The sequence below is a fragment of the Nitrospira sp. NS4 genome (genome assembly GCF_049546785.1).
GTDB lineage: Bacteria > Nitrospirota > Nitrospiria > Nitrospirales > Nitrospiraceae > Nitrospira_D.
In genome coordinates, this window is sequence record NZ_JBMWAN010000001.1 from 455,841 (window position 1) to 469,553 (window position 13,713).

Annotated in this window: 10 protein-coding genes; 1 reads left to right on the plus strand and 9 read right to left on the minus strand. The window is 62.1% G+C overall.

The genetic code is table 11. The annotated features are described in order from the left end of the window. Positions 1–16 precede the first annotated feature (16 nt). From ACO9S2_RS02055 to ACO9S2_RS02075, 5 genes are all read right to left on the minus strand, one after another. Positions 17–1,555: an arylsulfatase gene (locus ACO9S2_RS02055; protein ID WP_423720141.1), complete on the minus strand. Its 1,539-nt coding sequence runs from the start codon at positions 1,553–1,555 to the stop codon at positions 17–19. A 201-nt stretch (positions 1,556–1,756) separates the two neighbouring features. Further along, on the minus strand, positions 1,757–3,190 hold the full coding sequence (locus ACO9S2_RS02060; protein WP_423720142.1) for a DUF2252 domain-containing protein: 1,434 nt from the start codon (positions 3,188–3,190) through the stop codon (positions 1,757–1,759). A 113-nt stretch (positions 3,191–3,303) separates the two neighbouring features. Then, on the minus strand, positions 3,304–5,733 hold the full coding sequence (locus tag ACO9S2_RS02065; protein ID WP_423720143.1) for an arylsulfatase: 2,430 nt from the start codon (positions 5,731–5,733) through the stop codon (positions 3,304–3,306). 37 nt (positions 5,734–5,770) lie between these two features. Further along, positions 5,771–6,979, minus strand: coding sequence for a formylglycine-generating enzyme family protein (locus ACO9S2_RS02070; RefSeq protein ID WP_423720144.1), 1,209 nt, complete (start codon positions 6,977–6,979; stop codon positions 5,771–5,773). Positions 6,980–7,216: 237 nt separating this feature from the next. Beyond that, positions 7,217–8,185, minus strand: coding sequence for a hypothetical protein (locus ACO9S2_RS02075; RefSeq protein ID WP_423720145.1), 969 nt, complete (start codon positions 8,183–8,185; stop codon positions 7,217–7,219). Between the two features lie 266 nt (positions 8,186–8,451). Here ACO9S2_RS02075 and ACO9S2_RS02080 point away from each other — a divergent pair, with 266 nt between their 5' ends. Continuing rightward, positions 8,452–9,852, plus strand: coding sequence for a tetratricopeptide repeat protein (locus ACO9S2_RS02080; protein ID WP_423720146.1), 1,401 nt, complete (start codon positions 8,452–8,454; stop codon positions 9,850–9,852). A gap of 54 nt (positions 9,853–9,906) precedes the next feature. Here ACO9S2_RS02080 and ACO9S2_RS02085 read toward each other — a convergent pair whose 3' ends face one another. The 4 genes from ACO9S2_RS02085 to ACO9S2_RS02100 form a co-directional block, all read right to left on the minus strand. Continuing rightward, positions 9,907–10,488, minus strand: a complete 582-nt coding sequence (locus ACO9S2_RS02085) for a hypothetical protein (protein ID WP_423720147.1) — start codon at positions 10,486–10,488, stop codon at positions 9,907–9,909. A gap of 205 nt (positions 10,489–10,693) precedes the next feature. Beyond that, positions 10,694–11,197 carry a hypothetical protein gene (locus tag ACO9S2_RS02090; RefSeq protein ID WP_423720148.1) on the minus strand — a complete coding sequence of 168 codons (504 nt, stop codon included), beginning with the start codon at positions 11,195–11,197 and terminating at the stop codon, positions 10,694–10,696. A 144-nt stretch (positions 11,198–11,341) separates the two neighbouring features. Continuing rightward, the gene (locus ACO9S2_RS02095; protein WP_423720149.1) at positions 11,342–12,307 is read right to left on the minus strand and encodes a hypothetical protein; all 966 of its coding nucleotides are present in this window, start codon (positions 12,305–12,307) and stop codon (positions 11,342–11,344) included. 96 nt (positions 12,308–12,403) lie between these two features. Beyond that, positions 12,404–13,708: a hypothetical protein gene (locus tag ACO9S2_RS02100; RefSeq protein WP_423720150.1), complete on the minus strand. Its 1,305-nt coding sequence runs from the start codon at positions 13,706–13,708 to the stop codon at positions 12,404–12,406. Positions 13,709–13,713 lie beyond the last annotated feature (5 nt).

The window sequence follows — 13,713 nt, forward strand, 5'->3', positions numbered from 1 at the left end:
GTCCGCTATGACAGTTTCAGTTACCGGCGCCCTGCGGCTTGCTCACCGCTTCCATGACACGGTCAAGATTGAAGCTGCCGGGCTTCTGACGCGGCGGGAACTCGCGGAAACTCTGCAGCCATTGGCCGACATACCCGGCCGCAGGAGCAATCATGAACATATGCTCGGCAAACCAGCGCTGATAGTCCATGCCGATTTCGTGCGCGAGTTCGAATGGGTCCATGCGCAGATTGGTCAGCATCGGAGCGCGCAACTGCGTGAACGGCTCCTGCCAGACGTGTAAGCCGTGAGCGTCCTGTCGCAGGAAGGTGGCCTTCCAGTTGCCGTAGCGCAGGGCGGCGACGCTGCCGTCGTCCGTCCAATAAATGAACTCCTTGTGCGGCCACGGTCCCTCACCTTTTAGCGCGGGCAGCAGGTTGTAGCCGTCGAGGTGGACCTTGTAGGTTGTGTCGCCGATCTTCCTGCTCTTCAGCAGGTCTTCCTTGATTGTCTTGTCCCCTGCCGCAGCAAGGAGGGTCGGCATCATGTCCTCGTGCGAACCGATCTCGTTGATGATCGTGCCGGGCTTGATCACGCCGGGCCAGCGGATGAGCGTCGGCACCCGGTAGCCGCCCTCCCAGTTCGTGGCTTTCTCGCCGCGGAACATCGTGGTGCCCCCGTCCGGCCAGGAAAAGGATTCCGAGCCGTTGTCGGTGGAATACATGACGATCGTGTTCTCTTCCAGACCCAGTTCCTTGAGCTTGGCGAGCAGTAGACCAACGTGGCCGTCATGCTCGACCATGCCGTCCGCATAGGTCCCCAGGCCGGTCTTGCCGGCAGATTCCTTCTTCAAATGTGTGAAGATGTGCATGCGGGTGGAATTCCACCAGACGAAGAACGGCTTGTCCGCTTTCTTGGCGCGTTCCATGAAGTCCAGCGCCTTGGCGTTGACCTCTTCATCGATGGTTTCCATACGCTTCTTCGTCAACGGGCCGGTGTCCATGATTCGCCCATCGGCGAAGCTGTGAATGACGCCGCGCGGCCCGAACCGTTTCTTGAAGTTCGGATACTCGGACTCCTTCGGATAATCAGGATGCTCCGGCTCCTCCTCCGCGTTCAGGTGATAGAGGTTGCCGAAGAACTCATCGAACCCGTGGTTCGTCGGCAGCATCTCATCACGGTCCCCGAGGTGGTTCTTGCCGAACTGCCCGGTCATGTAGCCCTGCGCCCTGAGGAGCGTGGCGATGGTCGGATCTTCCTTTTTCATGCCCTCGGGCGCGCCCGGAAGGCCGACCTTGGTAAGACCCGTCCGGATGGGTGACTGCCCGGTGATGAAGGCGGCGCGGCCGGCGGTGCAGCTCTGCTGACCGTACCAGTCGGTGAAGAGCGCGCCCTCCTTTCCGATACGGTCGATGTTGGGCGTCTGGTAGCCCATCATGCCCATATTGTAAACGCTGACGTTGAAGCCGCCGACGTCGTCGCCCCAGATGACGAGGATGTTCGGCTTTTTGTCGGCCGCCTGCGCGGATCCGACCACCAACGGAACTGCCATACACAAGGCAAATCCGACCATCATGGTGAGTCTCTTCATTCCGCCCTCCTTCGCGTTATGTAAAACGTGCCGCCCGAAAAGACTCCCGGCGACCACTCGACGGCAGAACCTCCGCTACATGGACGAGCTTCGCCGCCGGCTCATCCGTCGACGCCCACGTTTCCGCTCAATGAACCGGAGCCTGTGACAGCGGACCTCCACCCGTCAAAATTGCTTCACGCCACCTCACGACACTTTCGCGACGGGAACCCGCTTGCTCTTGGCCGCCTTGACGAGGGCATCGTAATCGCGGTCGGTCTGCCCGGCATAGGCAGCGGCGAAGCGGGCGACAGCCTCGTCCATGCCGTCGCTCTTGCCGAGGTAGCCGGCGATGAGGGCAGGGTCGCCCGACTTGGCGTGGGCCAGGGCGAGGGCCCACCCGCAGAGCTTGCAATACTCGGGAATGTTCCTCACGCGTACTTGGTTCGGGTCAAACTCCACACCGCCCTTCATGTCCCGGAGCTGGCGCATATAAAAATGGATACCGCTCTTCTGAATACCCCAACCCAGGAAAATGTCCGGCGCTCCCTGAATCAGCCGCTGTCCTACCACGACACGCCGACCCTCGCAATCCCAGCGGGGCGTCTTCGAGTAGGGGGCGAGAACCGAGGGTTGGGCCTCCTTGTACTGGAGGAACAGAGGATCGTCAGAGCCGTTGCCGCTCATCAGGATGACCCAGCAGCGGGTCCCGACGCTCCCCACGCCCACGACCTTTCTGGCGACATCCACGACCCGGTACCGGGCAAAGAGGGTCCTGCGCTCCTCAGGAAGGGACGCGACGTAGCGCTCAAACGTCTCGGCGAGCACCGCCCCGATGGGACGGCCATCCGGTGTGTGCGTCTCCCGGACAATGAGGGGTCTGTCCTCGACGATGCGCTGCCGGTCGTCCACGAGTTCCGCCATCTTCGCGAGCACCTGCATGTGGCCCTGCGCCTTAGCCTTGGCCATGATTCGCTCAGCTCCCATCCGCGGCTCCGGCGGGAGCGCGGCCAGGACGCTCTGCTCGTCGAGGCGCGAGTACCAGACAGCCAGATTCCCCATTTCCGCGTATTCACGCATCCGCTTCCGGTAACTTCTCACCGCGGCGCGGGCCGCATCTTCGCAGAGGACCTTGTCCGCGCCCAGGAAGCGGCCCGCCACGACGGCGCTCGCGGCCAGACGCTTCAGGTCCCACTCCCAGGCTCCCGGCAGAGTCTCGTCGAAATCGTTGATCCCGAACACAAGGTGGCGCTCGGCCGAAGCGAAGAAGCCGAAATTGGCGACATGCATGTCCCCGCCGGCCTGAACGGTCAGGCCGGTCACGGGGGTCTGCGCCAGGTCAGCCGCCATGACCGCCGCCGAACCCCGCAGGAAGGCAAAGGGGCTCGCAAGCATCCGGGCGTAGCGGATAGGAACCAGGGCCGGAAGGCGCGTCTTGGCCTGTTCTTCGAGAATCGCAACCGGATCGGCCCGCTTCGGCGCCGGCCGGTATTCCGCATGCTGTTCATGGGGTACCTTCGCGCGCAGGGCTTTGCCCGCAGCTTTGCGCGCCTCCACCGATGGCATCGGCGTCGTGAACCGGGCCAGCAACTCAACCTCATGCTGACGTTCGGTGGCCTTGCCAGACACTGTTTTCCTCATAATGTCCTCCTAAGCTTTGCCGTCCAACCTAGGCATTGTTCGATTATCGTCTCAATCCCACAAAGACCGCCAAGAAACACAATCCAGGCACGGAATGACCGATCCCCGCCCGATCACTCCGCGAGCGCCTTGTGCGCGCGAGCCTCGCGGAGGGCCTGCTGCTCCGCCTCGGAGGCGGCCGCTTTCTTCTCCTTCAGCTCGATTGTGACGCTGTGGATCTTCCCGGTGAACCTCGACTTCGCTTCCGATCCGATCGCCTCGACCACCGGCGTGGCCAGATCTATGCCAACATCAGCGGTCTCGTCGGCCGAAAAGATCATCGGCTGAGTCCGCTCGATGCGCCCTTCCCCCACCTTATGGTCGTTCACGTACAGCGTGCCCGTTCCGCCCTTGCCCAAGCCGCCACCGTCGTAAGCGAACTCGAAGCGGATGGTGGACTTGCCGGGCTTCAGCGCTTCGTTGGATGCGACCGTAAATCGTTGCAGGCCGAGGAAGTTATAGTCATAGGCAGGAATCCCGTCCTTCACGTACAAGGCCCAGCCTCCGAAGCGACCGCCCTGCACCATGATGGCTCCATGAGCCTTGGTCCCTTCGGGGACTTCCACTGTCGCCGTGATGGTCTTGGACTGACTCTTGATATTGAGAAACACGTTTTCCGTCATGCCGGTCATGCCGTCGGCCAGGGTCAGCGAGGTGCGTCCTGCCATCAAATCAGGACGGTTCACCATGGAAGGGACGATCCGTTCGAACACCCGGTCGTCGATCGGGAGCGCATGGTTCTTCTCCGCCTCGGACATGAACAGGACCTGCAGCTCCGCGAGCCTCTCCGGATATTTCGCCGACAAGTCGTGCACCAGACTGAAGTCGTTACGCGTGTCGTACAGTTCCCAAATATCCTCGGTGAGCGGCCGCCGGGGCTTGGGTTCCCAGGGCGCCCGATGGATGGTCCTGGCCAGCCAGCCGTCCTGATAGATGGCGCGATTCCCGAACATCTCGAAGTACTGGGTGGTATGCCGATCCTTCGCCTTGGCGTTGTCGAAGGAATAGACCATGCTCACGCCATCCATCGGTCGCTGCGGCGTGCCGTTGACCACTTTGGGCTCAGGCAGACCGGCTGCTTCGAGGATGGTCGGCGCAACGTCGATCACATGGCTGAACTGTGTGCGCAGTTCGCCCCTGGTCTTGATGCCTTTGGGCCAGCGGATGGCCATGCCGACCTTGGTCCCGCCGAAGTCGGATCCCATCTGCTTGGTCCATTGGTAAGGGGTGTCAAACGCCACCGCCCAGCCGGCCGCCATGTGCGGGTAGGTCTGGGGGCCACCCCACTGGTCGAGGTGTTTGAGCATGTCCGCAACCTGCTCCTGGACCCCGTTGAAGTAGGTCATCTCACTGAACATGCCGTTCATGCCGCCCTCGGCGCTGGTGCCGTTGTCGCCGTAGATCAGGACGACGATGGTGTTGTCGAGCTGCCCGGTTTCCCTGATGCCCTCGATGACCCGACCGATCTCGTGGTCAGTCATCTCCACGAAGGCGGCAAACACCTCGGCCTGGCGCGCGAACAGCCTCTTCTCGTCATCGTTCAGCGCGTTCCAAGCCCGGATCGCCTCAGGCTTGGGCGCGAGCGTCGTCCCCTTGGGCACGACGCCACGCTCAATCTGGCGCGCCAGAATCTCTTCCCGCAGCCTATCCCAGCCCTGGTCGAACTTGCCTTTCCAGCGGGCAATCCATTCCTTCGGCACATGGTGCGGTGCGTGGGTGGCGCCCGGTGCGAAGTAGGCGAAGAAAGGCTTGTCCGGCGTCAGCGCCTTCTGGTACTTGATCCAGGCCACCGCTTGATCGGTCATGTCGGTCAGGAAGTGGTAGTTCGGATCGTCCGGCAGCTCGACCTGATGGGTTCCGTCATAGACGAACGGCGCCCACTGGTTGGTCTCGCCGCCGAGGAAACCATAGAACTTGTCGAAACCTTGGCGGGTCGGCCAGCGATCGAAGGGGCCGGCGACGCTCGCTTCCCAGGCCGCGAGTTCATGCCACTTGCCGAACGCGCCGGTGCTGTACCCGTTCAAGCGCAGCATCTCGGCCAACGGGGCGACCTCGTTAGGAATCTGGCCCGTGTTCCCGGGGAATGCCGTGCCCATCTCGATGATCGCACCCATGTTATTGACGTGGTGGTTCCGTCCGCTCTTGAGTGCGGCGCGCGTCGGCGAACACACAGCCGTGGTGTGGAAGTTGTTGTAGAACAAACCTTCGCGGGCAATCTGCTCGAAGGTCGGCGTGCCGACCGGCCCGCCGAAGGTGCTGGTGCCGGCAAAGCCGAGGTCGTCGACAAGGACCACGAGCACGTTCGGCGCTCCCTCCGGCGCCTTCACCTGGAAATGGGGCGGCGGTGTGGCCTTGCGGACATCGAGTTCGCTGGCCGGCTTGACCCTGGGCTCCGGAATCGGCAACACCGTCCGGTCGAGCTTGTCCGCAGCATGACCCGCCGTGACGCCCCCTAACACCAGCCCGACGGCCAGCGTAAGGATGATGGGAGTGCGTTGCTTCATCGTTCGCCTCCTTGATGATTTTGTAACTGTCAGTCGATCAACGCGCATCGCGCACGAGCCGGAAGCCGACATGGTTCGTCCCCGTGTCAGGCTCCCCCTTGCCGCGACCGCCCGCGATATAGCGCGCGCAATACTGGTCGGTGCAGAGGAAGGAGCCGCCCTTATGGACTTTCTTCTTCACCCCCGGTTCACTCGGATCAATGCTGCTCGTGGGACCCTGGGGGTTTCGTGTGATGGCACCGGCGGCGGCCAGTTGCTGATAATAGTCAGGCCGGTACCAATCGCTCGTCCACTCCCACACGTTGCCCGCCATGTCATAGAGCCCGTAGTTATTGGGCGGAAACGAGCCCACAGGCGCGGCGCGCTCATAGCCGTCTTCGTTTGTATTCTTGTCCGGGAAATGTCCCTGGAAGGTGTTCGCCATGAACCTGCCGTCGGGTTTCAACTCGTCGCCCCATGCGTAGGGTTTGCGGTCGAGGCCACCACGTGCGGCAAACTCAAATTCGGCTTCGGTGGGCAGCCGTTTGCCGGCCCATTTCGCATAGGCCAGCGCATCTTCATACGCGATGTGGACCACAGGATAATTCCCACGGCCCTTGAGATTGCTCTTGGGACCTTCCGGGTGTCGCCAACTTGCCCCGTCGACGTAGGACCACCATTGGAAGTAATCGTTCAATTTCACCGGATGATCGGGCGGCGAGAAGACGACGGACCCGGCCACGAGATTGTCCGGCGGCGCGCCGGGGAAATCCTCCGCGCGCAGCGTCCGCTCGGCGACCGTCACATACTTGGTGGCTGTCACGAACTTCTCGAACTGGTCATTCGTGACTTCCGTCTTGTCCATCCAGAATCCGTCCAGGGATACCCGATGCCACGGCTGCGCATCCGGAAACTCGTCCGCCCCCATCCAGAACTCCCCGCCGGGAATCCAGGCCATCCCCTCCGGTGCCGGGCCTGGTGGAGGCTGAACCTTCGTGCCTGGCGAGTTGCTGACCGGCTGGGCTGTTTGGACAGTTGCCGCAACCGGTTGGACGGTGACAGGGGCTACGGCGCCTCGACCGGCCTTCGCAGCGGATACGCCCATGTCGCAGGTCATGCCGGACGCCGGCGATGGGGTGACCGACGGAGAGGTCTTACCGGAGCTGTACCACCAGGCACCCAGCACGAGACCGGAGAACAACCCCGATCCGAGTATGAGGACGACCGTACGCGGCGTTTTCGTTGCAGGACGCTGCCTCTGGACCACGGTGGCTTTCTCCCATCAGGTCAATAGGTGGGCTTCGATTTCGGCAACGGCACCTGGAACCCTACGATCCCCTGCAGGCGATGCGGCAGAAGCGCCGATTCACCCCGATCGCTCCCGTGATGACCCCGCCGATCGCGCGCCGGTCGCAACGGCGCGCGATTCTATGGGAAATGCTCATTACTTACAAATGGTGATCGGGCTGATCCCGTAATGGAATCCTGTGCCGACACCGTAGGGTCAGAACATATAACGAATGCCGACTTGCGTAAACCAATCGTAGGCCCCGGGAACGCCATTGCCCCACAAGCCCACTGCCGGTCGGCACCAGGCGCGGAAGTGGTCCCCCAGTCTTCTCCCCACTTCGAACTCCAGGTTCATCGCGGTCTTGCCTTTTTGGTTCCAATCCACATACAGACCTGGTTCCATCGTCGTCCACCAGAGGTTGTTCGCCCAGGTTGTCGTGAACTCCAAACCCATTTTTGTGGTGTTCACGTCTTTCCGGCTCGGATCTCCCCCGATTGAGACAGTTTGCTGCACCGCCGGGAGAAACACCGTATTCAGTGCCTGAATCGGGATGGAAAACGTCAGCTCGGGAGCGACCAGGTATTTGCCTCGTCCCAGGTTCGGATCGCTCGCCGTGGGAAACACCACCTGAGTATCGAGAAAGGCGGTGAACGCAGGCCGCGTCCATATCTGGCCTCCAAGTCTCGCCGAGACATCACCCAACCCGGACACGGATGTGCTTCCGGACGCCTGCGGGTCGATTCCTCGAAAGGGAACATCCGCCCTGAAAATCAACCGGTCGCCCAGTGGAAGATCAAGCCGCTCCACGTTTTCCAACTGGAAAGAGCCGTCTCGCCGCTCACGGTATTCTCCGGAGACTTGGAAACGACCGATGACCGCGGTTCTGTTGGTCCCGTTGTCCCCCGAGAGGACGTTCAGGAGACGGTTGGAGATGTCGCTGAGCAGGTCTTTCGCGGGGCGGCGCTCGTATTGCACCTGAGGGGCTTCTTGTGGCGCCTCGCGTTCTTCCTCCGCCGCCGGTTCCTTCTCCTTCGGCGCTGCTGCCTCCGGCTTCCCGGGGGGAGGCTGCGCCGGTTGGACGACTGCCGGACCGGACTCCTCGGGCAAGTCCAGTTCCAGGTCCTGAGCGAGGACCGGCAGCGCGTGCGCGATTGAAAGAAGGATGAAGAGCGCCAGGCTCACCGCAGCCGGCCGCCCATTCTGTCTGCTCGGAGATGTGGGATTGCGTCTCATATGCCCGGATGAGGTGGACCATAATGCCCCACAGAAGCGGATGACGGATACCATGGGCCTGAGAGAATCGCAATAGAAGAAGGGAGGCGCCCGGCGCGGCCTCTCGATTTCCCGACCGCTTTCGATGTATGGTGCGACATATACTTGCGTTGTGCGTAATCCGGGGCCGATGCCCACGACGAGATATCCAGCCGCAACCGGACATGAGAGAGACGATGTCAGCACTCCCCCGTCCGACAATTCGACACCGGCTTCAGTCTGCCGGCCTTCTGGTTCTGCTGAGCCTCTGCCTCTGGTCGCTCCCCACCGGCTCTGATGCCCTCCTCATGGATGCGACGGCCTACAACGACATGGGCGTCGTGCAGCAGAGCAAAGGCGATCTGGACGGCGCCATTGAAAACTATCGCGAGGCATTGAAGCTCAAGCCCGACTTTCCTGAGGCGATGTATAACCTGGGTGTGGCCCTCCAGGCCAAAGGCGATCTGGACGGCGCCATCGCGCAATACCGCGCGGTGCTGAAGCTGACGCCGGACGAACCGGATGTATACGGGAACCTCGGCAACGCGCTGAAGTCCAAGGGAAACCTGGATGCGGCCGTCGAAGCCTACCGCACCGCGCTCAGGCTGGATCCCGACCACCCCAACATCCACTACAATCTGGCCATCGCGTTGCGGGCCAAAGGGGATCTGGACGGCGCCATCGCGGAATACCGCGAAGCGATCAGGGTGCAGCCCGAGGACGTGAGCGCCCGGAATAATTTAGGCATCCTGCTCCAGAGCAAGGGTTTGACCGATGAGGCGATCGAGCAGTACCGCGAAGCGGTCCGGGTGCAACCTAATCATGTCAACGCCCATTACAGCCTCGGCACCGCGCTCCACACAAAAAACGATCTTGAGGGGGCCATTGCGGAGTACCGGACCGTCATCCGGCTTCAACCGGCTCACGTCGCAGCCCACAACAACCTGGGCATCGCCCTGCAATCAACGGGTGACTTCGCGGGCGCCATCGCCCAGTATCAGGCGGCGATCTCCCTCAAGCCCGACCACGTCAAAGCCCATTACAATCTGGGCATCGCGCAGCACGAAGCCCACGATCTGGATGGAGCGATCGCCTCGTTCCGTCAGGCGATCAAGCTCCAGCCCGATTACGTAAACGCGCACCAAGGTCTTGCCGACGCGCTTCAGGAAAAGGGCGATCTCACTGCCGCGATGGCGGAGTATCGGACCGTGCTTCGCCTCCAGCCGACTCATGCCGCCGCGCTGTTGAACCTGGGCGCGGCCTTACAGGCGAACGGCGATCTCGACGGAGCGATTGCCACCTACCGTCAACTCCTCAGCGTGCAGCCGGAACGCGCGCGCGCCCGTTATAACCTGGGCGTCGCACTCCAGGCCAAAGGCGACCCGGATGCGGCCCTTGAACAATATCGAACGCTCGTGAATCTGCGGCCGGACTATGCGCCCGGCTTCTATGCGCTGGGAGAACTCTCGGCACAGAAGGGACTGCGCAAAGAGGCCGCAGCGGCGCTGCGGGACTATCTGGCCAAGGAGAAGGATACGCCCGACACCCACCAGCGCATTGAGAACGCCCGCGCCCGATTGAAAGAACTCGAGAGCTAGCCGTCCCGCGCCTCTCCCTCTCCACAGGCGGTTGAGAAACGGCAACCGGATCGATCAGAGGATCCGCTCGGCCTGCGCGGCTTCGATGAACCGGCGCATGCAGTCTGCGACTCCCTTGCGAATCAGAATCCCGTCTTGAACGAGTCTGTTCGGCCCCGTCTCAACCGCGGAACAGCGCCAGGAAAAGAGGGTCCGCTCGCCCGACTGCACCGTATAGTCCGCCGCTAGTTCGAACGACCGGTCCTCATCGCTTCTCCAGTCGAGATAAAACCGCGTGATGGTCCCGGACACGACGCGATCACTCGAATCACTCACGGTGTACCCCGACCGGCCGAGTTCCAGCCTGAGCGCGTCCGAGAAGAACACCCCGATTTCCTTGGTGAGGAATAATTCGGTCTTGGATGACGGGTTGCTTTCGACCTGACGCGGACGCACGCGATGCTCATCGGATGCTTGATAGTGGAACGGCGCGGTCCCGACCGTGCCTTGTCCTCTGAGCGGATTACTCGGCTGATAATCGAGGGACACCATCCTGGGACAGCCTGTCGCGGTCACGACGCAGAGCAGGAGCCCGATCGTCCATAGATACGAGCGGCCTCGAAAGCCCCTCGTGCCGGTCCGAACTTCAGTGATCATCACACTCCCCCGATGATGGCTGGAACAATTGTATGGACCCGGGCCGTTCTATTCATCCTTTGCCGGCACCTCCACGACACGAAGTTGCCACCCTTCGTCCGGGCCCACGGCACACGCTATTCCCCATCCGCCGGATGACGGTGGCCGGCCGCGAATCTGTTATGCGGCCGTTCCGCGCCCCTGATCTACGCCCCGACGCGTCCCATTACTTCTTGATCAGCGGAAAACCCTCCGCTAGTTGGACATCCACCAGTTGCTGAAGCCGGCGTTCAATTTGGAGAAACCGTACCGCCGTCTTGGGAGACAACACCCCCGTCAGCTCTTGAAAGTATTTCTTCCGCAGATCGAGCGTCATCTGATCCACTTCGAACACGCTCTGCGCCAACTCCTTCGCGCGCGCGCCGTCAAGGTTGTCGTGTGAGGCCATATAATCCCGGATCACGGCGATCTTCTTGTCGTTGATGGCGGCCAGTTCCACCTCATATTGCCGGTACAGAGGCCAGAAGGCATCGGCTTCCTTGCCGGTGAATTGCATCCGCTCTGCAATCATCTCCATCTTCTTCGTCCGGACGTCCGCGCGCAACAACTCGACATCCGAGCCGGAATCACGCCCTTCGGCATGGAGAACTGCTTGAAGCGGCGCGCTAAGACCCGCTGCCGCCATGGTCACCGTGAAGACCGTGACGAGCCCTGCTGTTCTTGTCATCATTGCGTCCTCCTCGGATAGATTAGCCTTGCCCCCAAAGATAGGAGCAAGCAGGCGCTTGATTACGCCTGCCAACGTCATCGACCCAGCCCCCGGATGTGCAGGCCATCGCGGACTTACCGCAACCCAACGGGTGACAGCCTCTTGCTAGAAACTGGGGAACATATAACGCACGCCGGCCTCGACATTCCAGTCATAGGCCCCGATCAGATCCCGCCCGAACACTCCGATCCCCGGCCTGGCGTACACCCCCCAGCGTCCCACGACACTCCGCCCGACTTCTAGTTCCAGAGTCAGGCTGCCTTTCGCGTTCCGCTCCCAATCGATCTGCCACACCGTCTGCGCGATGCTCCACCAACGCCCGGCCCAGAACGAATTGATTTGTGCGGTGAGCCGCGAGAGATTCAACGCCTTTCGAGCCGGATCGCCCCCAATGGAAACTTGTTGCGTGAACAACCCGATCAGGAAGGACTCCCATTGGGGAAGAAACCGGGCCGTGGCAATGGTGGGGCCCACCGTGTACTTGCCGAGGCCCAAACCGGTCTCGGCGGCGGTCGGCATCGTTGAGACCACCCCGACGAGGAGGGCGTATTCGGGCGTGTTATAGGCACGCCACCCGGCTGTGACGGCGAGGTCGCTGAAGCCTTGCATGCTGGTGGCGCCGGGCCGATCTGGGTCGCTCCATTTCAGGAACGGCGCATCCACGCGGAGCAAGAAATCCTTCCGGAACGGCAGATCGACCCGGGCAATGGTATCGCTGGCTCGCGCTCCCTGAGCCAGGTCGTTGTAGGCGGAAGACAGTTGCATGCGGCCCACGATGGCGGTGGGGTCGGTCCCATACTTAGCCGCCAGTATTCTGAGCCGCTCGGCTTCTTCCCGCTGCTCCGGCGTCACCGGCTGCGGCCCCAGCCTTTTGAAGAGGCGGCGTTTCGGGGGAACGACATCGGGCTCTTCCGCCGGCTCGTCCATCTCCAGTTTCGGGCCCGATTCCGGGGCGCTCCGCACCGGCGGCTCGGACCTTGGTTCCTGTCCCAGCCCGACCAGGGGGCTGGCGAGGATGAGTGCCAGCACCCAGCCGCCTACCCGGGCGAGAGCGGTTCCTGAACTCGCCATCCGGGGCAGCCGGCAAAGGCGGCTCTCGCGAACGTCAACATCATGTACGACCTCAACCGGCTCATTCCCACAACAGGTCATTATGCGTTTCCTGTCTCACTTCGGCGGATTCAGCCGTACAAATACCTGCTCATACACCGTCCATCCCAGCGCTTCCAATTCCTGCCTGGCGCGAGGCGAGACATTTCCCGCGATCCAGAGTTCGCGCCGGGCGATACGCGGCCGGCTGGGCACATGGGCCGTCAGGGCCTGTGCGACACGCGCAACGCGCGAGGTCCAAAACAGGTAATCGACCGGCAGCATCACGACAAGCGTCTGATCCCTGGCATAGAGAGCCGGGATACGCGGCAGCGCCAGCAGCCGGTCAACGGCGCCGACATGCAGGTGATACCCGCGCATCATCTCCGCCACGTGCTGGTAAAACAGCGCCAGGTCCTCGGAAGGCGCCTCCCTCGCGACCGCAAGGAACGCCTCACGGTCCTCGACGCCGGCCAGTTCATCGAGCACCGTGGTGATGATGGTCGAGTGTCGCGGAGAATACACCGGATTGAGGAAGAACCGGTGGATGTCCTCCTCACTGACTCCCATCTTCTCCAATTTGTCCCGATCGATGGCGCGCAGATCGCCCGGTGAATAGTCGCGGACCTGCTCATCGAGGTACGAGGTCCAGCGGGTCGCGCTGAAGCTAAACCAGAGGATGCCGCCTCCCGGTATAAAGAAATACCCGAACTGAGGAGCCAGATCGGCGGTGAAGGCGATCCAGGTCAGTTCGTTCAACTCGTCCTGCAGGACGGGATTGGACGAATAGGGATCCACACCCAACTCAAACGCGAGTTTGCGCTTCAGATACGAAAAACCGATCGTCGACTTCGTCACAGAATCTTCCCGCTCGCTCGATTCAAACGTGCTCGCGCGTCCGGGCATGGCAAGAAACTCCAGGAGTCCCCCGGCAACACTACTCCCGACCCGTCCGGGCTCCATGATCAGCATCTTCACACCGCGCAAGGGATGGAGAACCTGAAACTGGAGGGCATCGACGAACACCTTCGATTTGCGCACCTCCCTCAGCGCCGCGATGGCCTCGCTTTCTCCGATGCGGGTCCGAAGCATGGCCACGCCGGTGGCGGGAAAGGTCCCGAAGTCGGAGGTCACGACAAAATGGTGCTGGGCGCCATCGTTGACGACTTCGTCCTGAACCATGTGCTGTGGTCCCTTGAGCCAGTCCGCCGGCAACAGCGCCTGCGCGGACAGGGGCGGAGGAACTTCCCACTCAAGCGGTCCCGGCTCCGGCGGCGGGGGTAGCCCCTCCCGCTCTTTGGTCACGGAACAGGCAACCAGGAGGGCGCAGACACACACCCACACAAGACCATGGGCATGACCGACAAACCTTCGTCGTGGCACAGGCA